18 protein-coding genes are annotated in these 22,368 nt (G+C 63.6%); 8 read left to right on the forward strand and 10 right to left on the reverse strand.

The features are described 5' to 3' along the window. Position 1: 1 nt before the first annotated feature. The 10 genes from NKI63_RS20295 to NKI63_RS20340 all read right to left on the reverse strand — a co-directional run bounded on the left by NKI63_RS20295 (position 2) and on the right by NKI63_RS20340 (position 12,875). Positions 2–2,251, reverse strand: a complete 2,250-nt coding sequence (locus tag NKI63_RS20295; RefSeq protein ID WP_352738487.1) for a DUF5682 family protein — start codon at positions 2,249–2,251, stop codon at positions 2–4. Positions 2,252–2,255: 4 nt separating this feature from the next. Further along, on the reverse strand, positions 2,256–3,335 hold the full coding sequence (locus NKI63_RS20300) for an ATP-binding protein (RefSeq protein ID WP_352823084.1): 1,080 nt from the start codon (positions 3,333–3,335) through the stop codon (positions 2,256–2,258). 18 nt (positions 3,336–3,353) lie between these two features. Then, positions 3,354–4,796 carry a DUF5691 domain-containing protein gene (locus NKI63_RS20305; RefSeq protein WP_352823086.1) on the reverse strand — a complete coding sequence of 481 codons (1,443 nt, stop codon included), beginning with the start codon at positions 4,794–4,796 and terminating at the stop codon, positions 3,354–3,356. Further along, positions 4,793–6,196, reverse strand: a complete 1,404-nt coding sequence (locus NKI63_RS20310; protein ID WP_352505347.1) for an SWIM zinc finger family protein — start codon at positions 6,194–6,196, stop codon at positions 4,793–4,795. Before NKI63_RS20310 ends, NKI63_RS20305 begins: the two co-directional genes overlap by 4 nt. A gap of 192 nt (positions 6,197–6,388) precedes the next feature. Then, positions 6,389–7,669, reverse strand: a complete 1,281-nt coding sequence (locus tag NKI63_RS20315) for an amylo-alpha-1,6-glucosidase (RefSeq protein ID WP_352505345.1) — start codon at positions 7,667–7,669, stop codon at positions 6,389–6,391. Positions 7,670–7,703: 34 nt separating this feature from the next. Then, positions 7,704–8,744 carry an ABC transporter ATP-binding protein gene (locus NKI63_RS20320; RefSeq protein WP_352505344.1) on the reverse strand — a complete coding sequence of 347 codons (1,041 nt, stop codon included), beginning with the start codon at positions 8,742–8,744 and terminating at the stop codon, positions 7,704–7,706. Positions 8,745–8,765: 21 nt separating this feature from the next. Then, a complete protein-coding gene (locus NKI63_RS20325; protein WP_352476534.1) occupies positions 8,766–9,608 on the reverse strand; it encodes a carbohydrate ABC transporter permease in 843 nt (280 codons plus the stop codon). Beyond that, complete coding sequence (locus NKI63_RS20330; RefSeq protein ID WP_352505343.1) at positions 9,605–10,450, reverse strand: carbohydrate ABC transporter permease; 846 nt, start codon at positions 10,448–10,450, stop codon at positions 9,605–9,607. The genes NKI63_RS20325 and NKI63_RS20330 overlap by 4 nt, the downstream gene beginning before the upstream one ends. Positions 10,451–10,526: 76 nt before the next feature. Beyond that, entirely contained in the window at positions 10,527–11,795 is a 1,269-nt protein-coding gene (locus tag NKI63_RS20335) for an ABC transporter substrate-binding protein (RefSeq protein ID WP_352701804.1), read from the reverse strand. Positions 11,796–11,831: 36 nt separating this feature from the next. Beyond that, positions 11,832–12,875 (reverse strand): substrate-binding domain-containing protein, encoded by a 1,044-nt coding sequence (locus NKI63_RS20340; RefSeq protein ID WP_352505340.1) that lies wholly within the window; start codon positions 12,873–12,875, stop codon positions 11,832–11,834. A 226-nt stretch (positions 12,876–13,101) separates the two neighbouring features. Between NKI63_RS20340 and NKI63_RS20345 the strand changes: the two genes are divergently transcribed. The 8 genes from NKI63_RS20345 (at position 13,102) to NKI63_RS20380 (ending at position 22,362) form a co-directional block, all read left to right on the forward strand. Then, positions 13,102–14,076, forward strand: coding sequence for a sugar-binding transcriptional regulator (locus NKI63_RS20345; RefSeq protein WP_352505339.1), 975 nt, complete (start codon positions 13,102–13,104; stop codon positions 14,074–14,076). A 44-nt stretch (positions 14,077–14,120) separates the two neighbouring features. Further along, positions 14,121–15,566, forward strand: a complete 1,446-nt coding sequence (locus tag NKI63_RS20350) for an ABC transporter substrate-binding protein (protein WP_352505338.1) — start codon at positions 14,121–14,123, stop codon at positions 15,564–15,566. Positions 15,567–15,717: 151 nt separating this feature from the next. Further along, entirely contained in the window at positions 15,718–16,641 is a 924-nt protein-coding gene (locus NKI63_RS20355) for a carbohydrate ABC transporter permease (RefSeq protein ID WP_352505337.1), read from the forward strand. A 9-nt stretch (positions 16,642–16,650) separates the two neighbouring features. Further along, the gene (locus NKI63_RS20360) at positions 16,651–17,508 is read left to right on the forward strand and encodes a carbohydrate ABC transporter permease (RefSeq protein ID WP_023676025.1); all 858 of its coding nucleotides are present in this window, start codon (positions 16,651–16,653) and stop codon (positions 17,506–17,508) included. A 4-nt stretch (positions 17,509–17,512) separates the two neighbouring features. Beyond that, positions 17,513–18,631, forward strand: a complete 1,119-nt coding sequence (locus tag NKI63_RS20365) for an ABC transporter ATP-binding protein (RefSeq protein WP_352476539.1) — start codon at positions 17,513–17,515, stop codon at positions 18,629–18,631. Continuing rightward, the gene (locus NKI63_RS20370) at positions 18,628–19,752 is read left to right on the forward strand and encodes an ABC transporter ATP-binding protein (RefSeq protein WP_352505336.1); all 1,125 of its coding nucleotides are present in this window, start codon (positions 18,628–18,630) and stop codon (positions 19,750–19,752) included. The genes NKI63_RS20365 and NKI63_RS20370 overlap by 4 nt, the downstream gene beginning before the upstream one ends. Further along, a complete protein-coding gene (locus NKI63_RS20375; protein ID WP_352505335.1) occupies positions 19,752–21,314 on the forward strand; it encodes an FGGY-family carbohydrate kinase in 1,563 nt (520 codons plus the stop codon). Before NKI63_RS20370 ends, NKI63_RS20375 begins: the two co-directional genes overlap by 1 nt. Before the next feature lie 7 nt (positions 21,315–21,321). After that, complete coding sequence (locus tag NKI63_RS20380; protein WP_352505334.1) at positions 21,322–22,362, forward strand: 2-hydroxyacid dehydrogenase; 1,041 nt, start codon at positions 21,322–21,324, stop codon at positions 22,360–22,362. The last annotated feature ends 6 nt before the right edge of the window (positions 22,363–22,368 follow it).

The raw sequence follows: 22,368 nt of genomic DNA on the forward strand, positions 1-22,368 counted from the left end.
GTTATGTCCCGCTCTTGAGCAAGGGTCCAAGCCGCTCCAGGTGCCGACGCCAGGCCTCGCCGCCATCGGGCGCCGGTATCAGGCCGGCCGGCAGCCGAGCGGCGCGGCCGAGCACCGCTTCAATCAACCGCCGGCGCTCCATGCTGTCCAGATTGGAGAAGACGCGGCGCAGCAGCGGTAGATGCGCGATGAAAGCGTCCTCGTCGAGGGACTTCAGCCACGCATCAACCGCGCCGCGCAGACCTTCGTCATAGATCAGCCGCTGACCGGCAGTGCTGAAGAAGCCTTCGAAGAACCCGGCCGCTTCAATGACAGGAGTCCCCGGTGACAAGCGTCGCTCGAGCAGTCCGGCAGCGTCCTCGGCGGAAAGCCGGCCAGCTTCGTAGAGCAGGTGCGCGGCGCATCCTGCCGGCAGCGCCGTCGACCGCGATCCCTCCAGCACGGCAGCCAGTCCGTTACGCCATCCGTCCAGCACGTCTTGCCCGGGCTCGACCAGTCTGATCGCCTCATCGGCCTTGCGCATCGCACCGACCAGCGTCGCGGCGGCTTGCTCATCCAGATCGCGTACAGCATACGGAAGCGCGATCGCACCTTCGACGATCAGCCGCTCCATGAGACCGGACAGCCGGTTCGTCTCCGTTTTGCGGGCCTCGCCGTAACGGATGATGTCGGCGAGGGGCGGCACAGACGCCAGGATCTCCAGGCATTCGCTGCTGCGCGCCGCTCGCGCCTCCAACGCCGCAAGGCCGGCAGTCGATGCTTCCGACAGGCTTGCCGTGATCGCGTTCTGCACCAATGCCGCAAGCGTATCGAGCGTCGCCGCCGTTTCGATCATCTGGATCAGGCGGGCATTGGCAGCCTTTTCGATGGTCGGCCCGTAGATCAGGTTCTCGACCAGACGAACGGCATATTCCGGTTCCCACGCCAGGGTCCACCGCTCGCGGAAGGTGCCACGGCTGCGACCGGCATCGGTCAGTCTGCCCCAATGCACACCAAGCACGCTCAGCCGATGCAGCAATGTCGAGCGAAACAGCCCGCTTTCGCTGCGCAGGTCGACGGACAGTTCGCGCTCCAGCGCCTCGGGCTTCAGCCGCGCCGCCTTCTGGTTGCGCTGCAGATCCTCGATCAATGGCGCCAGCGGCGTGTCGGGCGGAATTTCACCGACGTCCGCACCCAGAAGCAACTCGGCCTCGACCAGCCCCCACAGCAACGCTTCGCCATTGAACAGGGTCGCGATCGCGGCGTCGCGCAATTCCTCGAACCCGGGCTTCGGCCGTTCGCGAATGGCGGCGAGCGCGCGGGCGAGCCGCTCCGCTTCGATCAGCGAAGCGGTCGAGACCAGATGGCCCTTCGCCCGCAGCAGCGCCGCGATCATGGCAAGCCACAGGGTTGCCGCATCGCGCCGACCGCGCGTGCGCCAAAGATGCTTGCACCAGCCGGGCGCGACGACGCCCGCGCCATAGCCGTATCCCAGCGCCAGGCGCGGTCCGGTCCACGGTGCCCATGTCATTGTGCTCTTGCGCCGGGCAATTCCCTTGATCAGGACCTGATCGTTTTTCTGAGTGTGGGTGGCTTGCAGCGCCGGCACATGCCATGCTCCGCAGACGACGGCGATCGGCCCCTCGAACTGCTTACGCGCCTTGGCGATTTCGAGCCGCATATGCGCCTCGCGCTTGGCTTCGAACTGCGCGATCGGACCCTCACCATTCCGCAGTGTCGTCATCGCATCGGCGATGGCCGCAAATATCGGGCCGGGTTCCGGGTTCTGTTCAATGATGTCCGACCACCAGCTTTCGCCGTCCTCATAACCGGCGGCGTGCGCCAGCATGGCAATCGGATCACGCGGAATCGGAGCCGCGTCACCATCCTCGGGGGCTTGGGTAGCTTCGGTCGCATCGGTGTCCTCCGCGCCACCGATCGCAGCAGTGGTGAACCGTGCCGACGATGGCAGGTCGATAAACTGCAACGTCGCCTTATTGCCCACAGCCCAAAGCGCCGCCTGGTATTCGGGCGAGAACTCGGCAAAAGGCCAGAAGCTTGTCGAAGCCGGATCGTCTTCCGGATAGCAAAGGAGCGCCACCGGCGGCTGCATTTCGGGGCGGGCCAGCATGGGCAGAAGCTCAGAGGCGTCGATCGGCCCCTCGATCAGCACGGCGACCGGGTTCAAATCCTGCAGTGCCTGCAGCAGGCTGTCGGCGGAACCCGGCCCGTGATGGCGTATCCCGAAATAGGCAATGTCGCCGTGGCTCATGGCGTCAGATCGCTGCGTTCAGCGCCGCGTAATAGCCGGCATAGTCGGGGCGCTTCTTGAGCACCGTTTCCAGATATTCCTCGAGCACCACCTTATCCTGCACCGGATCCTTCACGATCGCGCCGACAAGGCTGGCGGCGAGACCTTCGGCGCCGAGCTTGCCACTGTCGAACCACGCCGCCTGGCTGAGCCCGCCAACCATCGTGGCGATCGCTTCTGCGGTCGACAGCGAGCCGGAAGGAATCTTCAGCGTCACCTTGCCGTCGGCAGTCGCGCCGGAGCGCAATTCGCGAAAGATGGTCAGCACACGGGCGATCTCCTCGCCGACATTTTTTGGCACCGGCAGGTCGAGTCCGCCAGCCATCTCATCGACCCGTTTGGAGACGATCGCCACCTCTTCGGCCATGTCTTCCGGCAATGGCAGCACCACGACATTGAAACGACGCTTGAGCGCCGAGGAGAGCTCGTTGACACCTTTGTCGCGGTTGTTTGCCGTGGCGATAATGTTGAAGCCGCGCTGGGCGTAGATCGAGGTGTTCAATTCCGGGATCGGCATCATCTTTTCGGAAAGCACGGTGATCAGCGTGTCCTGCACGTCCGAGCCCATGCGGGTCAGTTCCTCCAGCCGGCAGAGCTTGCCGTTCTGCATGGCTCGGTAGAGCGGCGTCGGCACCAACGCTTCTTGGCTCGGGCCTTTTGCCAGCAGCTGCGCATAGTTCCAGCCATAGCGGATCTGGTTCTCGTCGGTGCCGGCCGTGCACTGCACGATCAGCGTCGAGTCGCCCATGATGGCGGCGGCAAGATGTTCAGATACCCAGGACTTGGCGGTTCCGGGAACGCCGAGCAGCAAGAGTGCACGGTCGGTGGCGAGCGTCGCTACCGCGGTTTCCATCAACCGGCGGCGACCGACATATTTCGGGGTTATCAGTGTGCCGTCGCTAGCCTTGCCGCCGAGCAGATAGGTCAGCACAGCCTGTGGCGACAGGCTCCAGCCGGCAGGTTTTTGCCTGTCGTCACCGCGCGCCAGCGCCTGCAATTCAGAGGCATAGGCCTGCTCGACCGGGAGACGGATGGCAGCGTTCATATGAATTCTCCGGATTGATCATGTGTCGGTTCGAGACTGATGTTCGGCCAGCGCCGCGTTGAGACGCAGGACACTGAGTGATGGGGCGGCGGGCGGCATACCGGCAGCGACGACCTCGTCGATCAATTTGGCTGCTGTGGTCGCTGTGGCAAGGTAGCCGATCGTTGCCAGTATATCGTCAGCGCCCCGCCGCACGGCTTCGTCGTTTCCCGCAACGGCGGAACGCAAAGCGGGAAGAACTGACCCGTTCGAAAGATCGTCCCATTCCAGCCAGCCAGCATCAATGCCTTCCGCCAGATTGATCGCGCTGAGGTAATTTGCTTGCTTGAGGATCAGCCGGACGAGAGCCCGTTTCCTGCGGCTGTCCAGACGCGGCACAAGGTGCAACACGAACAGCGCCGGTTTGCCGCCTTCGGTGACAAGCATGTCCGCCATATGCGTCACCGCCGCGTCGCTCCCAGAAGCGGCGACCATTCGGGCGATCAGGATATCAGCGTTGTTGTCGGCGCCGAACTGCCAGGCTCCGATGAATTCGGGTTCCGTGATGCCGAACCGTCTGGCGAGGTCGACCAGATTGCAGGTCTCGAACAATTCGGCGCGGCGCTTTTCCTGCGCCGGGGATTTGAGTTTCGCCGGCGTGTAGGTGGTCCGGCGGCGGATGAAGCCGGATTTGCCTTCGCCGATGAAGACGGCGAGTTCGACTGCTGGATCCTCCGCCCCGCCTTCGCTCGAATGGCCGTGCTCGCCCAACCTTGCCAGCAACCGGCCAGCCAGGTCCTGCACCTTGCCGGAACGGTCGGTGGCAAGGTTTTTCAGGAACGGCGCGTCCTCGGCATTGAGGCCGAAGCGCATAAGTTCGATGAGCGCAAGCCTGACCTCCGCAGGTTCGCCCGAGGCCTTGGCCTCGATCAGCATTCGCGCCGCGGCCGGTTCGCGCCGGCGCATATCGGCCAGCGCGATGCGGCGCGCGGCGGGATAGAACTCATCCCAATTTTCCGCCGTGAGTTTCTCTTGCGGGGTATGTCTTTCTCCATCCACGCTGGCTTGCCAGTCGATCCATGGAGCGTAGACATCCGGGCTGTTCTGATCCGACGAGGGCATCCAGTCCATTGGGTGGAGCACGAAGCCGCGGCTGGCGACAAGCGTCACCACGCGCGTCTTGCGCCTTGCGTCGGCGGCTTGTTTCAGGGCGGCGCGCAAAAGCGGCCGCAACCGCTCCGGCAGCAGTGGCAAGGCAAGCCCGGGCAGCGGCGGCCGCCGCTTGAGCGTCTTCGGCGCCGCCGGCCGCAAGGCGACGCCGAGCGCTTGCGCTGCAATTGCCAGGAGCCGGCGCTCCTGCTCGTCGGGACTTGCGCCGCCTGCGATTGCCTTCCAGGCGGCCGGAGCCAGATCGAAGGTGGCTCCGCCGGTGATCCAGCAATCGCGCATGGTCGCCAGGCCTGTTTGCTCGCCCTCATTCACGACAGGTCAAGCCTCCCGAACCCGCTTTGAGCCGCCAGAAGGTCAAGCCGAGCGCCGTCCCAGAGCGCTGCCGTGGCGGCAAGGTCGAGGCCGAGCAATGTCTGATTGACGGCGCCACTGATCGGCAAGGCGAGCCCTTGCGGATCATCGGCGGCCTGCCACCAGGCTGCGCCCCGATCGTCGACCAGGATCGCACCAGGCGGCAGCATGAGAGGGCTATCTGTGAGCCAGGGAGCGGCATCCTGATGGCACACATGCGCAGCCAGCGGATCCTTGGCGACGCCCAGGGTAAAATCGGGCCACGGGCCCGATGCGACGTCGCCCATGCGTTCTGCCACCAGCGCCCGGAGTGGCCGGCGTGATGGATAAAAGACCAACCGGGCATTGAAGCGATCGCCTGGCGAGAAGGCGTTGGATCGGCGTCCGGCCGAGGCGGGAAAATAATCGAGCAGCAGGGCAAATTGTGGTGTGGAGCTTTTCAGATCGAGCAGCCATGTCGAATGGCTGACCAAACCATCGCGCCGGGTCTCGATCTTCTCGCCGACAACCTCCCAGAGACTTTCGACTTGCATTGCATCGGGATTGGCCAGCACCTGTTCGCGGGTTTCGGATGTCGATACAAGCCGCTTCAGCTCGGGATCGTCGGGCGCCGACCGCCAGGCCTTGGCCAGCAGCACGAGCTTGCCGAGTTCGCGGATCGCCGCATCCGGTCGTTCTTCGCTGCGCAGCGCCATCAGCCGCGACGGAATCTCGTCGATACGGCCGGCGAGCGCCGCTGCCTTCATATCGACCAGCCGCGCAGCAATCCGCCGGCAACGGTCGCTGCTGGCGTCGACAAACCCGGAAAGACCGAGCCGCAACTGGTCGGCAATCCACTGGTCGAGTTCATCGAGCGCCGCCGACACTGTTTCTCGTGTGCTTTCCGCCCGCTTGCGCTGCGCCGCCTCGCGACGCTCGACCGTTGCGTTATCTTCAACGGCGGCGCTCTCGTCCGCCCGTGCGGCTTCGCCAATGCTCTTGGCTTCCGCGCCCGGTGCCGGTTGCTGCACCGGCTGTGACGCCGTCTTCCGGCGCCGGCCAAGCCAGTCATTCACCCATTCCGGCGTGGTATCGGCAGCGGCAAAACTGGCTGGCGCGGTGGCGGCGATCCACATCAGGGCCAGCGTGTGCTTGCATGGGAATTTGCGCGAAGGGCAGGTGCATTTGTAGCCGTGATCACCCGTGTCGACCACCACTCGATAAGGATTGGAGCCGGAACCCTGGCATTCGCCCCAGATGAGCGCCTGCTGCTCATGCTTTTCGAGCCGCGGCCAGTTCGTTCGTTTGGTGAGCTTGGAGGCGGCGCTCAGCGACGCCTGATCGGGAGCAAGCGCCTCAATGGTCTTCAGATCGAATTCCAAGCCGCGCTTCTCCCCGCCCCGACGCAGTATAGATAGCGGTTTGTGACGAATTATTATAGCTCTGGCATGGTGAAGATTGGGCATGCCTTGGCCCTGTTTGATGGGCCAGGACATGCCTCAGACGCAAATGGGGTCGACTGTTATTCGGCAGACAGAACGGGCTTTGGTAGCCGGCGGCCTAGGCGGAAGCGTTCAGGCTCTGCCCTTCAGGAACTCGATCACCATCGCCGCGGTCCAGGTAAAGCGATTGCCGCCGAGCGGCTCGCCGCTGAGGGGATCGTAATATTCGGCAAAACCGCTCTCGGCGATCAGGTCGAGACTGGATTGCGTGATCCGTTGTGCGATTTGGCTGTGGCCGGCGGCGGCAAGGCCGTCGGCGATCATGTAATTGACCACCAGCCAGACCGGGCCGCGCCAGTAGCGCTTTGGGTCGAAGCGTCCATCGCCAGGATCGTGCGAGGGGACGATGTAACGCGCTTTGCCAGCGATGCGCTCGATCGTTGCAGCGATGGCGGCTGCCCGGCTTTCCGGAATGGCCGAAAACACCGGCAGGATGCCGCCGACCGACGCGCTGTTAACGAGCTTTCCGGCCACTCGGTCGAAACAAATGTACTGGCCATGTGTGTCGCTCCACAGCCGTTCCATCGTCGAAAGCCCCTTTTCGGCACGGGCGCGATTGGCTTCTGCGATTTCAGTTTCGCCAAGTGTATCGGCGAGATCGGCAAGGTCGGCGGCGGAACGGATCAGGATGGCGTTGAAGCCGGGATCGACGACCTGGAAGGGCGAGGCATCGTGCAGCCGGGTGTTGTCCCAACCAAGTTCGCGGAAATGCTGCAGCAGCCAGATATAGCGATCGTACTGGGCCCTGGTCGGTCGATGCGCAGGGTCGGCGTGCAGGATGTCGCGGCGGGTGTAGGGCTCGACGCCTTCGGTCGGCACGCGCTCGAACGCCTCGTCCCAGTCGATCGAGTTGTCGCGGCCGGACTCCCATGGGTGAATTATGGCGACCAGCCCTTCGCCGTTCGGGTCGCGATTTTCGTAGAACCAGCGGTGCCAGGCGTCGATCTTCGGCAGCAGCGCGCGGGCGCGCTCGGCCGCCAGTTTCTTGTCCTTGGCCTGGTCGAACAGGCGGCGCACGGCAAAGCCGGCGACTGCCGGCTGGGTGATGCCCGAGGTGGCGGTCGGGCGGTCCGTTCGCCAGACCCCCGGCCCGGGGAAATAGCCGTCGTTCCAGACGTGGAAGACGATGTGCGGCACCATGCCGTCCGGCCACTGGTGAGCGAACAGCGTGTCGATCTCGGTCCAGGCTCGGGCCTCGTCATAGTGGGCAAGACCGAGGGCGGTCAGGCAGGAATCCCAATTCCACTGGAACGGGTAGAGGCCCTTGGTCGGTATGGTATAGGTGCCTTGGTCATTTTCCCTGAGCACCTCGACGGCGCGGGCGATAGTTTCGTCAATGGCAAGAGATATCATCGGGGCGTTCGTACTTTCAGGATCGAAGGGAGGATCAAAGGGCGTTCGTGGTTTCGGGATCGAACCAGCGGATGCGATCGGGTTTGGGCGAAAGCCGCAAGTGATCGCCGACGGCGACCGTGGCGTTCGATTCGAGAATGGCGCGAAACAGGCCGCCCTCGACATCGCAGGTGACCAGCGTGTGCGGTCCGAGCGGCTCGACGACGCGCACGGTGGCGTTAATGCCTTCGTTACCGGCGTCCACATCCTCGGGGCGAATGGCGAATTCTATCGTCTGCTTGTCCGATTTGGGGCCAGGTAGCGTCAGGCCGGCGACGATCCAGCTGCCGTTCGCAGTCTTCGTCGCCGGGATGAAATTCATCGGCGGGTTGCCGATGAAGGAGCCGACGAAGCGGGCCGCCGGATTGCGGTAGACCTCTACCGGTGAGGCGGCCTGGACGATACGGCCCTGATGCATGACGGCGATGCGGTCGGCAAGGCTCATCGCCTCGACCTGGTCGTGGGTAACGTAGATGGTGGTGGTCTTGGACGCCGCCAGCACGCCCTTGAGCTCGGCGCGCATTTCGAGCCTGAGCAGCGCGTCGAGGTTCGACAGCGGCTCGTCCATCAGGATCACATCGGGCTCCATGGCGAGCGCGCGGGCGACGGCCACACGCTGGCGCTGGCCGCCGGAAAGCTGGCCCGAATAGCGCTTCAAAAGTTGCTCGATATGCATGAGCTCCGCGGTGCGGTTGACGCGCCCGTCGACCTCCTGCTGCGGCAGCTTCTTCATGCGCAGGCCGAAGGCGATGTTCTCGAATACCGTCAGGTGCGGAAAGACCGCGTAATTCTGGAACACCATGGCGATGCCGCGGGCGCGCGGCGGCAGATGGTCGACGCGACGGCCGCCGATCCAGACCTCGCCCTGGCTTGGCGTTTCCAGCCCGGCGACGATCCTCAGCAGCGTGGTCTTGCCGCAACCTGAGGCGCCAAGCAGCACCATGAATTCCTGGTCGGCGATGGTCAGGTCGATCGAATGCAGCGCGGTGAAGCCGCCGAAACGTTTTGCCACCTGCTTGATGACGATCTCAGCCATCGGCGTTCTCTTTTGTGCGCGTCATCGGTTGGCGATCCCCCACATGGCGAACAGATATTTGCGGACGGCGAAGATGAAGATCAGCGCCGGGATAACCAAGGCAGCACCGCCGGCGAATTTGAGGTAGAGCGGCGATTCGCCAAGGCTCTGCAGCAGGAAGGCGGTCAGCGTCCGGTTCTCGATGGTGAGCACGGCGGCGGCAAACACCTCGTTCCAGGAGATGGTGAAGGCAAACACCGCCGACGCCGCGATGCCCGGCAGCGCCAGCGGCAGAATGACTTTTCGGAATGCCTGCAATCTCGTGCAGCCGAGTGTCCAGGCAGCTTCCTCCAGCTCGACTGGGATGCCGGAGAACAGCGAGAAGGTAATCAGCACGGCAAACGGCAGCGCCAGCGTGGTGTGGACCAGCGCCAGCCCGATCGCGGTATCGTCGAGGCCGGTGCGGATGAACATCACCGCCAGCGGTAGCGCCAGCAGCGGCAGCGGGAAGGCGCGGGTCATCAGCACGAGGAAACGGAACGTTTCCTTGCCCCGAAATTCGAAGCGCGACAGCGCGTAGCCCGCGGGTGCGCCGAAGCCGATCGAGAGGAGCATCGTCAGCGTGGCGACGAGAACGGAGTTCCACAGCGCCTTGGCGACGCCGGCGAAATTGATGAAGAAAGAAAGGCTGCCGAAATCGAATGACGGGAAGAAGCGCTTGGGAAAGGCGGTCACCTCTTCCGGCGACGACAGCGCGTTGACGATCAACAGATAGATCGGCAGCAGCACCCAGACGCAAAGCAGGATGACGGTGGCGACCAGCAACCAGTTACCGGCTTTGCGGGCCTCAGGCGCGGCGATCGAGAGTTCCGCGACCGTGCTCATATCCGCGCCTCCTTCGGCACACGCAGCACCCGCAGGAAGAACAGCGTGAAACCGATCGAGATGGCGAGGATGAACAGCGCCATGGCGGCGGCGACATTGCGGTCCTGCAGCGTGAACTGCCAATTGTAGGTCTCGCCCATCAGCACCGGCAGATTGGTGCCGCCGAGTGCTGCAACCACGGCAAAGACTTCAAAGGCAAGGATGACGCGCAGGATGATCGCCGTCTGCAGGCTTGGGCGCAGCAGAGGCAGCGTGATCTTGATGAAGCGCTTCCACGGGCTAGCGCCAAAAACCTCCGCCGCCTCGTAGTATTCCCGGGGGATCAGCCCCATGCCGGCGACCAGAATGACCATCATGATGGCGGTCGCGCGCCAGATCTCGGCCAGCGCCACGGCGATGAAGATCGTCAGCTTGCTCTGATAGCCGAGGAACATAACCGGCCTGTGGATGACGCCGAGATTGGAGAGCAAGGTGTTCAGGAAGCCGGACTGGTCGAAGATGGCGAGCCAGATCAGCCCGGCGGCGAGATCGGAGATGCCGAGCGGAATAGCGAAGATGTAAAGCGCAGCGCTGCGCCCGGTTTCAAGCCGCGACACCACCGTTGCCATCAGCAGCGCCATCACCAGTTGGATCGGCACGACGATGGCGCTCAGCAGCAGCGTATTGCGGACAGTGACCGGAAACTTCCAGCTGCCCGCCATGGTGCGGAAATTGTCGAGCGTAAAACCGCCGTCGCGGGTGAACGCCTCGAAGGCGACCAGCGCGAACGGGTAGAGGAAGAAGACGCAGAGGAACAGCGTCGCCGGCATCAGCAGGAGATAGGGAAGGGCCTTGCCGTGCATGGAGCGCTCTCTATTCGACGCTTGTAAACGGGTGGGCGCCCGGCGCGCTGGAAATCCGGACGCCCAGGGAGGATTCCTAATCGACCGGGCAGGCGCCTTGCGATGGTTTGTCGGGCGCCCAGCACGGCGCCTTCGCCTGTTCGATGATCGCTTTCAGCGCCGTCGCCTGTTCGTCGAGCACGCCGTGCACATCCTCGCCGCCGAGCACGATGCGCTCGAAGCTGTCGGTGTAGATCTGATTGAACTTGCCGCTGAGGCCGCCAAGTCCCATCGGCAGCAGCGCCGGCAACGCATCGGGAGCTGCTGTCATGGTGGCGATCACTGGGCTGAAAGCCTTCACCGAGGCCGGCATGTCGTCGGGCAGCTTGACGTTGACGATGGGGAAGAAGTTTGTCGCCTTCAGCGTCGCGATCTGGGTTTCCGGTTTCAGCATATAGGCGACCAGCGCCTTGGCCTTGTCCATGTCAGGCGAGGTCTTCGGGATAGCGACACCGGCCACCACCGGCATGTAGCCGCGGCCTGCCGGGCCAGCCGGCGCCGGAAAGGCGACGAAGTCATTGGGTTTCTGGTTAAAGGCGTCGGCAAGCCGCGCCACGTGGTCGAATGCCACCCAGACTTCGCCGGTCAGCAGCGGCTCCTGCATGAAGGCATAGTTGGTCGAATTCGGGTTGGTGTACTGCCACAACTCCTTGAATTTGTTCCACGCCGTCTCGGCCTCCGCCGAGCGGAACTTGGTCACCATCGAACCGGTATAAGACGGAAGGAGAAAACCCTCGAAGAAACGATGCTTCAGCCCTTTCGGGCCGGCCGGAAAACCGAACTTGGGTGAACCAGTCTTTTCCGCGATGTTTTTCGCCCACTCGATCAGTTGGTCATAAGTGATGGTGTTGAGATCGGTGCCGGCCGGCAGATATTGCAGCGCCTGTTTGTTGGCCGCCATCAGAAAGGTGGCCTGCATCCATGGCAGGTACTTCTGCTCGCCGGTGCCGAGCATGCCGAGCTTCTTGTAGGTCTCGTTGACCTTGACGCCACCGAGATCGACGCCGGACAGATCGACAAGGTTCGCGCCGACGGTGGAGAAGTCTCCGTGCAGGCCGCCGAGCACGCCTATGGTGCCGGAGCCGGCCTGCAGTTCGGCCTGAAGGCGGGTGAGCCAGGGCCCGTCCTCGGCGACCTGATAGTCGACCTGGCCGTCAAACCCCTTCAGCACTTCGCTGCGCATCTTCTGTGTCTCTTCCACTGGTCGCGCCTGTGTCGACCAGAACAACACTTGCTGGGCTTGTGCTGCGCCAGCAGCAAGCGACAACGCCAGCACCGCACCTGCCAATGTCCTCAACGCATTCATCGTCATCTTCCTCCCTGGTTGTGCGCCGCTAAGGCGTCAGTTCCGTCCTGTAGGTGTCGGGCCATGGCTTGCCCGCGAGACAAGTATCGGCCGCACCAGCCGCGTCAGCGGCTTGGTCGGCCTGTCGCCGATGACGGTCAGCAGCATCTCGCCGATCTCGCGCGCGCACTGGCGGATCGAGGCGTCGAAAGTGGTCAGCCCCGGCGGCGCATAGGCGGAGGCGGCTATGTTGTCGAAGCCGATCACCGACAGGTCGTGAGGAATGGCAAGTCCGGCGCGCCCTGCCTCTTCCATGACCGTCAGCGCCAGCTCGTCGAACAGCGCGACAATGGCCGTCGGCCGCTCGGCAGCGTGCAGCAGCCGGTTGATCGCCTGGATGCGGGCACCGCGATCGAAACGCGGCGCCGTCGCCACATCGAGCCTGACCGACGGATCGCCCCGGCGGGCGATCGCGGCGGCGAGCCCATCCTGCCTAAGATGGCGAAACGTCATCGGCTCGGAAATCGTCACCAGGCCGAAATGCCGGTGTCCGAGGTTGTAGAGCATGTCGAAGGCTTCGCCGAAAGCATGCGCGCCATCGGTATCGAGCCAATGGTAGGCAAAGTCGCCGTCGAGCAGCCTGCCATGCGCGACGAACGGGAAATTGCGTTGGCGCAAATAGGCAAGCCGCTCGTCGACCTCGGCGATACGGGTGACGATGACCCCGTCGGCGCGGCCCGATTCGACGACATGGCGAAGCACGGAAAGTTCCGACTGGCCCTGCGCCGCTGCGGCCAGGATCAGGTCGGAGCCGTGCGAAACCAGCCCTTCGCCGAGCCCTGTGACGAATTCGCCGAGGAAGGAATCGACCAGATTGGGGCCGCGGATCGGCAGCACCATGCCGACAAAGCCGCTGCGGCCGGAGACCAGCGTGCGGGCTGCGGTATTCGGCACATAGCCGGCCAGGCGCGCGGCCTCGGTGACACGTTGGCGCGTTTTCAAGGCGATCTGCTCGTGGCCGGCAAGGGCCCGCGAAACGGTGGTGATTGACAGGCCGAGCTGCGCAGCAAGTTCCTTGAGGGTCGTAACGCGGGCCGGCATCGTTCCTCCCGAACGAAGTTTGAAACGTTTGTAATCACTTCAAGCGAAATTGCAAACGTTTTAAATGGTGCGCGGTCGATGTGATTTCTTGCCCGTTGGGTAGCGCGGCCCTATCGACCCCGGCCCGCAAGCTCCTAGTCGGCGATTTAAACGCAGCGGTTGCTTGACTCGGGCGACGCCTTGTGAAAAATTTTGCAGCAACTGATAAAAATATCAAAGGGCGGAAATGGTTGGTTTTGGCAACGGCCTGCTGCGCGACGATGAGACAGGTATGGCAGCCCGTGCCGCCTGGCTTCACTATGCCGGCGGCCTGACCCAGTCGGAGGTCGCCAAGCGGCTCGGCCTGACCAGCCTCAAGGCGCATCGCCTGATCACCAAGGCCAATCAGGAAGGCCTGGTCAAAGTCTATATCGACGGCGAAGTCTCCGAATGCGTGGAGCTTGAGGACGAGTTGTCCGGCTGCTACGGCCTCGACTATTGCGAGGTAGTTCCGGACTTCGATGCCGAAGACCTGCCGCTCAAGGCGCTCGGCATCGCAGGCGCGCAGTTTCTCAAGCGCGAGATCGAACGCGGCGAAGAGGCGCTGATCGGCGTCGGCCACGGCCGCACGCTTGCCGCCTGCGTGGAGTATCTGCCGCGCATATCGGCCGGCCGGATCCGTTTCGTCTCGCTGCTTGGCGGCCTGACGCGCAAGTTCTCGGCCAATCCGCATGACGTCATCCACCGCGTCGCGGAACGGACCGGTGCGGAGGCCTATGTGATGCCCGTACCGATGTTCGCCAACACGGTCGAGGATCGAACCGTGTTGCTCGGGCAGAAGGGCGTCAGCGATGTCTTCGACCTCGCCAAGTCCGCCGACTTGCTTATCGCCGGCATCGGCACCGCCGAACGTGAGGCCTCGCTTGTCGCCACCGGTATGATCGAGAAGGGCGAGATGGAGGAGATCCGCCGCAATGGCGGCGTCGGCGAACTGCTCGGGCATTTCTTCGACAACGCCGGAAAGGCCGTTGCGACGACGCTTTCCGACCGGGCGCTGGCGCTGGCGCGCGAAGACATCAGCAACCGCAGGATTGTCGCCGTTGCCGGCGGCAAGGTGAAGGTTCGCGCCATCAAGTCAGTGCTGGAGGGCCGCTATCTCAAAGGCTTGATAACCGACGAGCGGACGGCGCGATCGCTCGTGGAACAGACGCCGGTCGGGTAGCCGGCAACCATTTCGTTGAAACTACCCTGTGGAGGAGAAGAGAAATGCGTGAGAAAGAGAAAGACCTCATCGACGCGTTCCTGCGTGGACAAGTCGACCGCCGTGGGCTGATCAAGGGCCTCGGTACAATGGGCCTTGCCGCCAGCACCGCCGGCACACTGCTCAATTTCGGGCAGACCCGCGCCCTGGCGGCTGATTTCGACTGGCAGGCGCATAAGGGCAAGACCATCAAGCTGTTGCTCAACAAGCATCCTTACGCCGATGCGATGATCGCCAACCTCGACAATTTCAAGCAGTTGACCGGCATGAATGTCGTCTATGACGTGTTCCCCGAAGACGTCTATTTCGACAAGGTTACCGCCGCGCTGTCGGCCAGCTCGCCCGAATACGATGCTTTCATGACGGGCGCCTACATGACCTGGACCTACGGCCCGGCCGGCTGGATCACCGACCTCAACGAATGGATCAAGGATCCGGCCAAGACCAACCCGAAATATGCCTGGGACGACTTCCTGCCCGGCGTCAGGAAGTCCTGCGCCTGGAACGGCCAGCCTGGCGGAGTGCTCGGTTCCGACGACGCCAAGCAGTGGTGCATTCCGTGGGGTTTCGAACAGAACAACATCACCTACAACAAGGGCATGTTCGACAAGGTCGGCGTCAGCGTTCCCGGCAATATGGATGAGATGGTCGCTACGGCGGCGAAGCTCACCAAGGACGTCGGCGGTGGCGTCTACGGCATCGGCGTGCGCGGCTCGCGCTCCTGGGCGACGATCCACCCGGGCTTCCTGTCGGCCTACGCCAATTTCGACCAGAAGGACCTGAACGTCTCGGCTGACGGCAAGCTGTCGGCCGCGATGAGCACCGCCGAATCCAAGGCTTTCCACAAACAGTGGGTCCAGATGATTCAGGAGAGCGGCCCGAAGGACTGGTCGACCTACACCTGGTACCAGGTCGGCACCGATCTCGGTGCAGGCGCCTCGGCGATGATCTACGATGCCGACATTCTCGGCTACTTCATGAATGGCGGCGATAACAAGATGGCCGGCAAGCTCGCCTTCGCGGCGTTCAAGGCCAATCCCGCCGCCAAGGCACCGACGCCCAATATCTGGATCTGGTCGCTGTCGATGTCCAACTTCTCCAAAGACAAGGACGCCACCTGGTACTTCATGCAATGGGCATCCGGACCCGAGCATGCACTGTTCGGTGCGACCAAGATGGACTTCGTCAATCCGGTCCGCCAGTCGGTCTGGAACGACCAGATGTTCCGGGACAAGTTGAACAAGAGCTATCCCGGTTATGTCGAGATGTTCGACGTCTCGGCGCCGGGCGCCAGCATCAAGTTCACTCCGCAGCCGCTGTTCTTCGATCTCACCACCGAATGGGCGGCGACGCTGCAGAAGATGGTGGCCAAGGAAGTGCCGGTCGACGAGGGCCTCGACAAGCTGGCCGAGAGCATCAACGGCCAGCTCAAGGAAGCCGGGCTCGGCTAAGGGGCGGCAAAGGCTGGCCCGTCGCGGGCCAGCCTTTGAGATGTGATACGTTTGCGACGCGGTCCCGAAAGGTGCCGCCTGCTCGCCCGCCCGGCCGCCTTGCTCCCTTGGGCGGCCGGGACGGCGAAGCAACAGGATGACGGAGCAGCAGATGACTGCGGCGACAATACAAAGAAACACGCCGTCGGGCTTCAGGATCAGCAAGCGTGTGCTGCCTTACCTCCTCAGCCTGCCGGCCCTGCTGGTCTGCATCGGAATCCTGATCCCGTTCCTGACCTCGGTGGTCTATTCGTTCCAGCGCTACCGGTTGAGCCAACCCTGGGCGCGGCAGTTCAACTGGGGCGACAACTATATCTCCTTCTTCACCGACCCGAAGTTCTGGAACACGCTGGAGATTTCGCTGCTCTACGCCGGCATCACCGTCGTGCTCGAGCTGCTTCTCGGTCTCGGCATCGCCATGCTGCTGCAGAAGCGCTCGACGCTAAACAACTTCATCTCGATAATGCTGTTGATGCCGCTGATGACGGCGCCGGCGCTCGCCGCGCTGATGTGGAAGCTGATGACCAATCCCGGCTTCGGTGTGCTCAGCTATCTCGCTAGCCTGATCGGGCTGCAGGATTTCCGCTGGGCCTCGTCTCCGTCGACGGCATTGCTCACCGTCGTCCTTGTCGACATCTGGGTCTACACGCCTTTCATCATGATCCTGCTGCTTGCCGGACTGCGCAGCCTGCCGACGCAGCCCTTCGAGGCGGCAGCACTCGACGGCGTGCCGCGCAGCTTCGTCTTCTTCCGCATCACCCTGCCGATGCTGACCCCCTACATCCTGACAGCGACGCTGTTCCGCCTGCTCGATTCAATCCAGCAGTTCGACATCATCTACGCCATGACCCAAGGCGGGCCGGGCGATACGCTGACCGTCTTCCAGGTGGAGGCCTATCTCAACTTCTTCCAGTCGACCAATGTCGGCCGCTCGGCAGCACTGATGATCATCCTGTGGGCGATTACCTATTTCCTCTCGAACATTTTCATCAAGAACTGGCTGCGGCTGCGCGAACGCGCCCGCGGCCATGCATAGGAGGCTGGCATGGAACACACCTCCCTTCTCGAACGCATCCTGCGTGGCATAGCCCTGGCACTGGTCGTGATCTTCTTCATGTTCCCGATCGTCTGGATCCTGATGATGTCGTTCCAGACCAACGAGACAATCCTGCGGATCCCGCCGCAGCTTGTCTTCGAGCCGACGCTCGCCAACTACACCGCCTTGATCACAGGCAAGCTGATGACGGCAGCCGGCACGCTCGACATCGCCTTCATGCGCAATCTCTGGAATTCCGTCTTCCTGTCGGTCACCTCGGTTGCCGTCGCGCTGCTGCTCGGCGTTCCCGCAGCCTATGCCTTTGCCCGGCACAAATTCCGCGGCTCGGAGGACATCGCCTTCACGCTGCTGTCGTTCCGGTTCGCGCCGGCGCTGCTGGTGCTTTTGCCGCTCACCCTTTATTTCCAGAAGCTCGGGCTGGCCAACACCTATATCGGGCTGATCTGGGTCTACCAGCTGATCTGCCTGCCGCTGATCCTGTGGATCGTGCGCGGCTATTTCGAGGATATTCCGGCCGACATCGAATACGCCTACCGCATCGCCGGCCATTCCTGGTTTGCCACCTTCCGCAAGATCGCGCTGCCGCTCGCCGGGCCGGGCATTGCCGCTGCCGGCCTGCTCGCCTTCATCTTCGCCTGGAACAATTTCGTCTTTGCGCTGGTGCTCGCTTCGGCCGACAAGCAGCCGGTGACGGTCGGCGCGCTGGCGTTCATCACCTCCTCCGGCATCCAGTACGGCCAGATCTCAGCCGCGATCGTGCTGTCGATCACGCCGACGCTGGCGCTCGCGCTTTATGCGCAGCGCTATCTCGTCGAAGGCCTGTCGCTTGGCGCGGTGAAAGGATAGTCCGATGGCAAGCCTCGAACTGCGAAACATCGTCAAGCGCTACAAAAGCCAGACCGTTCTCGACAATCTGTCGCTGACCGTCGCCGACGGCGAAACGCTGGTCCTGTTCGGGCCGTCCGGCGCCGGCAAGACGGTGCTATTGCGGCTGGTCGCCGGCGTCATCGACCCCGACGAGGGAAAGATCCTCATCGGCGGCGAGGACATGACCGACGTCGACGCCGAGTTCCGCGGCGTCGGCATGGCGTTCCAGAACTTCGCGCTGTTCCCGCATATGACGGCGTTCGACAACATCGCCACGCCGCTGCAGGCGAAGCATTCGTCGCAGGGCGCGATCAAGGCCGGCGTCGAGAGCGTCGGCAAGCTGTTGAAGATCGGCCATGTGCTCAGCCACAAGCCGCGGGCGCTGTCCAACGGCCAGAAGCAGCGCACCGCGCTTGCCCGCGCCCTGGTCGGCTCGCCGCCGCTTCTGCTGCTCGACGATCCCTTGCGCAACGTCGATGCCAAATTGCGCTTCGAAATGCGGCTCGAACTGCCAAGGCTGCTCGCCGATCGTGGCGCAACCGTTGTCTACGTCACCCAGGACTACAAGGAAGCGATGGCGCTTGGCGATCGCATCGCAGTGATGTCGCAAGGCGTCGTGAAACAGCTCGGCACGCCCGAACAGATCTATCGCGAGCCGGCCAACGTCGAGATCGCCCGACTGTTCGGCGACCCGACCATCAACCTGCTCGACGTCAAGCCGTCCCGGGATGCCAAGGGCGTCTATGTCGGCCTGTCCAATGTCCAGGTCCATCTGGCCGGCGCGCATGAGGCGGCGGTCGGCCGTGACTGCGTGATAGGCTTGCGGCCGGAGGCGCTGGCCTTTGTTGACGAAGGCACGTCCGGCGCCATCCCGGTGACGGTCGAGGCCGAGACGCCGCTCAACGAGAAGATCGTCACCCTGGTGCGCACCGTGCGCGGCCGTGAAATCCTGGTTTCGCGTCCGTCCGGGATACCGGGTCAATCCGAGGGTAGGGCGCATATCGCTGTCGACAGCAAAAGCGCCCTGCTGTTCGATCGTGCAAGCGGCGAGCGCATCGGCTCGAAAAATGTCGTCAATTTGCGCAGTGGAGAAGCGGCATGAGCCCGAGCGCAATCACCATTTCGGGCGTCGACAAGTTCTACGGTCCGATCGACCGCGGCGTGCACGCCGTCAAGAACCTGACGATGGAAATCGCCAAGGGCGAGATCGTGGCACTGCTCGGCTCATCCGGCTGCGGCAAGACCTCGACATTGCGCATGATCGCAGGCTTCGAAGAGGTCTCGCGCGGCACAATCTCGGTTGCCGGCCGCAAGGTGCACACGTTGCCGCCGGTCAGGCGCAACGTCGCAATGGCCTTCGAGGGCTATTCGCTCTACCCGCCGCTGACCGTGCGCGAGAACATGGCCTTCGCCCTCAAGGCCGCCAGGCTGGCGAAGAGTGCGGTCGATGCAAAGGTTGCCAACATCGCCAAGCTGCTCGAGATCGAGGACATTCTCGAGCGCTATCCGAGCTCGATCTCCGGCGGCCAGCAGCAGCGCGCCAGCCTCGGCCGGGCGCTGATCCGCGAGGCCGACCTGCATCTGCTGGACGAGCCGATGGGCCAGCTCGAGCCGCAGCTTCGCGCCGTGCTGCGCGGCCGCATCAAGCATTTCATCAAGGAGCGTGGCCTGACCGCGATTCTGGTCACCCACGACCAGACCGAGGCCAATGCGCTGGCCGATCGCATCGCTGTCATGGAGGGCGGCGTGCTGCAGCAGTTCGATACGCCTGACAGGCTCAAGGAGCGGCCGGCAAACCTGTTCACCGGCACCTTCGTTGGCGAGCCGCCGATGAATGTCTTCGAGGCCTATGTCGGCACGGCTGCCGGCAAGATCAGTCTCAAGCTGCCCGACGGGCTTTCGCTCGACTACGACAAGGATGCGTTCAGCGGCCCGGTTCGCGACGAATTGCTCAACCGGCAGCGCGTCGTCATCGGCGTCAGGCCCTATGCGGTCCGCCGCTCGAAGGATGGTGTGCCGGCGACGGTTTCGGCCAATCAATGGCTCGGCGACCAGACCCATATCGCCGCCGATTTCGCCGGCGGTTCGCTGGTCCTGGTCGAACATGACCGAACCCGCTTGGAGCTTGGCGCGCCGATCAAGATCAGCATCGATCCGAAAAACCTTCACGTCTTCGATCAGGCGAGCGGCAATGCCATTTCGCACGGCACGGAGCTTGCTTGATGCAGGATGTGCTGATCGGCATCGACGCCGGCACGTCTGTCATAAAATCCGTCGCCTTTGACACGGCGGGCAGGCAGATCGCGTCCGCCGCGCTGCCCAATAAATACGAGACACTGCCGGGCGGCGGCGCCGAGCAGGACCTGACACGCACCTGGGCCGATACCGCGACGACCTTGCGCGAGCTTGCCGACAAGGTGCCGGATCTCGCCAGCCGGACCATTGCCATCGCCGTGACCGGGCAGGGCGACGGTACCTGGCTGATCGACAAGGATGGCGAGCCGGTTGCCAAGGGCTGGCTGTGGCTCGACGCGCGCGCTGCCGCGGTCGTCGAGGAGATCCGCGCGCGGCCGGAGGACCGGCTGCGCTTCGAAAAGACCGGCAGCGGACTCGCTGCCTGCCAGCAGGGATCGCAGTTCGTGTTCATGAAGCGCCACATGCCCGCGATGCTTGCCAATGCAGCGACGGCGTTCCACTGCAAGGACTGGCTCTATTTCAAGTTGACCGGCCATCGCGCCACCGACCCGTCCGAGGGTACCTTCACCTTCGGCGACTTCCGCACGCGCGGCTATTGCGATGATGTGCTCGAGGTACTCGGCGTCACCGATCTCCGGCATCTGTTGCCGCCCATCGTCGATGGCACCAGGCAAAGCACCTCGCTGTCGGTGGCAGCAGCCGATGCGACTGGCCTGCTCGCCGGCACACCGGTCGTTCTGGCCTATGTCGATGTCGCCTGCACGGCGCTCGGCGCCGGCCTGTTCGATCGCGAACGCAAGCCGGGATGCTCGATCATCGGCTCCACCGGAATGCATATGCGGCTTGCCGAAACGCCGGACGAGGTTCTGCTCAACGAGGCTGCAACCGGCTACACGATGACGATGCCGGCACCCGGCGTCTTTGCGCAGATGCAGTCGAACATGGCGGCAACGCTCAATATCGACTGGGTCCTTGGCCTCGCCTCCGGCATTCTCGCCTCGCAAGGTATTACGCGGACCAATGGCGAGATGATCGCGCTGGTCGACCAGTGGATATCGTCGTCCGAGCCAGGCTCGCTGCTCTACCAGCCCTATGTCTCGGAGGCCGGCGAGCGCGGCCCGTTCGTCGATGCCAATGCCAGGGCCGGCTTCATCGGCATTTCGTCCAGGCACGGCTATGCCGACATGGTCCGCGCGGTGTTCGAGGGGCTGGCTTTCGCGGCACGCGATTGCTACGCCGCCATGGGGCCACTGCCCAAGGAAATCCGCCTGACCGGCGGAGCGGCCAGGAGCCCGGCTCTGCGCAAGATCCTGGGTGCTGCGGTCGGCGCCGACATTCGCACCAGCGAGCGCGAGGAGGCCGGTGCTGCGGGCGCCGCAATGATTGCTGCGGTCTGCGTCGGCCAGTACGCATCGATGGACGATTGCGTCAGTGAATGGGTCACTCCTTTGCTCCGTGCGGCCGAGCCCAGCGACCGGAAACTTGCCGGTGCCTATGAGGCGATGGCTCCGTCCTACACATTGGCGCATGAGGCGCTGCGGCCGGTCTGGCGTTCGATGGCCGCGTCCAGGCAAACCGACTTGAATTGAGAAGAGCATGCCCAAGAAAATTGCGATCATCGGCGACCGCTTCATGCTTCCGGAAGTGTTTCGCGAGAAAATCGAGGCGGCCTGCGGCGACAACCTCGACATCCGCAGCATTGAGACCGCTTGGCCCGACGAGCCGATGCAATTCGGCAATGCCGCGCTTGGTCTGGGCAAGGTCAAGGAGTATTTCGGCGATCCCGACGAGGTGGTGGACTTCATCGGCGACGCCGAAATCTTCGTCACCCAGCTTGCGCCGCTCTCTGAAAGCATGATGCAGCGCCTGCCCACGCTCGAGCTGGTTGCGGTATCGCGCGGCGGGCCGATCAACATCGACATGGCGGCCGCCAAGGCCCATGGCATTACCGTTGTCAATGTGCCCGGCCGCAACGCCAGCGCCGTGGCCGAGTTCACCATCGGCGCCATTCTCGCTGAAACGCGGCTGATCCGCGTCGGCCACGAAGCCTTGCGCAAGGCCGAGTGGCGCGGCGATCTCTACCGCGCCGACCGCACCGGCCGCGAGCTCAACGAAATGACCGTGGGCGTCATCGGCTATGGCAATATCGGCACCAGGCTGGTTCGGCTGCTGCGTGCTTTCGGCTGTCGCATCCTGGTCTGCGATCCCTATGTGCAGTTGAGCGTCGAGGACCGCAATGCCGGCGTCGAGCTGGTAGCGCTGGACGATCTGCTGTCGCGCTCCGATGTGGTCACGCTGCATTCCCGGGTCACCGAAGAGACGCGCGGTCTCATCGGCAAGGACGCCATTGCCCGGATGAAGCCAGGCGTAATCTTCGTCAATACAGCGCGGGGACCGCTGGTCGACTACGATGCACTCTACGAGGCGCTCGTCTCGGGACAGATCGGCAGTGCCATGTTGGAGACGTTCGCCGTCGAGCCGGTGCCTGCCGACTGGCCCTTGCTGCAGCTGCCGAACGTGACACTGACGCCGCATATCGCCGGCGCGTCGGTGCGCACGGTGACTTATGCGGCCGAGCAGGCGGCCGAGGAAGTGCGCCGCTTCATCGCCGGTCTGCCTCCGGTCAATCCATGCTGACGACAG

The organism is Mesorhizobium sp. M0410 (assembly GCF_040321435.1).
Taxonomy (GTDB): domain Bacteria; phylum Pseudomonadota; class Alphaproteobacteria; order Rhizobiales; family Rhizobiaceae; genus Mesorhizobium.

Bases quoted from the DNA above. Each gene is read 5' to 3' on its own strand.
- NKI63_RS20295 (WP_352738487.1), bottom strand. From the start codon at position 2,251: ATGAGCCACGGCGACATTGCCTATTTCGGGATACGCCATCACGGGCCG.
- NKI63_RS20300 (WP_352823084.1), bottom strand. From the start codon at position 3,335: ATGAACGCTGCCATCCGTCTCCCGGTCGAGCAGGCCTATGCCTCTGAA.
- NKI63_RS20315 (WP_352505345.1), bottom strand. From the start codon at position 7,669: ATGATATCTCTTGCCATTGACGAAACTATCGCCCGCGCCGTCGAGGTG.
- NKI63_RS20320 (WP_352505344.1), bottom strand. From the start codon at position 8,744: ATGGCTGAGATCGTCATCAAGCAGGTGGCAAAACGTTTCGGCGGCTTC.
- NKI63_RS20325 (WP_352476534.1), bottom strand. From the start codon at position 9,608: ATGAGCACGGTCGCGGAACTCTCGATCGCCGCGCCTGAGGCCCGCAAA.
- NKI63_RS20330 (WP_352505343.1), bottom strand. From the start codon at position 10,450: ATGCACGGCAAGGCCCTTCCCTATCTCCTGCTGATGCCGGCGACGCTG.
- NKI63_RS20335 (WP_352701804.1), bottom strand. From the start codon at position 11,795: ATGAATGCGTTGAGGACATTGGCAGGTGCGGTGCTGGCGTTGTCGCTT.
- NKI63_RS20340 (WP_352505340.1), bottom strand. From the start codon at position 12,875: ATGCCGGCCCGCGTTACGACCCTCAAGGAACTTGCTGCGCAGCTCGGC.
- NKI63_RS20345 (WP_352505339.1), top strand. From the start codon at position 13,102: ATGGTTGGTTTTGGCAACGGCCTGCTGCGCGACGATGAGACAGGTATG.
- NKI63_RS20350 (WP_352505338.1), top strand. From the start codon at position 14,121: ATGCGTGAGAAAGAGAAAGACCTCATCGACGCGTTCCTGCGTGGACAA.
- NKI63_RS20355 (WP_352505337.1), top strand. From the start codon at position 15,718: ATGACTGCGGCGACAATACAAAGAAACACGCCGTCGGGCTTCAGGATC.
- NKI63_RS20360 (WP_023676025.1), top strand. From the start codon at position 16,651: ATGGAACACACCTCCCTTCTCGAACGCATCCTGCGTGGCATAGCCCTG.
- NKI63_RS20365 (WP_352476539.1), top strand. From the start codon at position 17,513: ATGGCAAGCCTCGAACTGCGAAACATCGTCAAGCGCTACAAAAGCCAG.
- NKI63_RS20370 (WP_352505336.1), top strand. From the start codon at position 18,628: ATGAGCCCGAGCGCAATCACCATTTCGGGCGTCGACAAGTTCTACGGT.
- NKI63_RS20375 (WP_352505335.1), top strand. From the start codon at position 19,752: ATGCAGGATGTGCTGATCGGCATCGACGCCGGCACGTCTGTCATAAAA.
- NKI63_RS20380 (WP_352505334.1), top strand. From the start codon at position 21,322: ATGCCCAAGAAAATTGCGATCATCGGCGACCGCTTCATGCTTCCGGAA.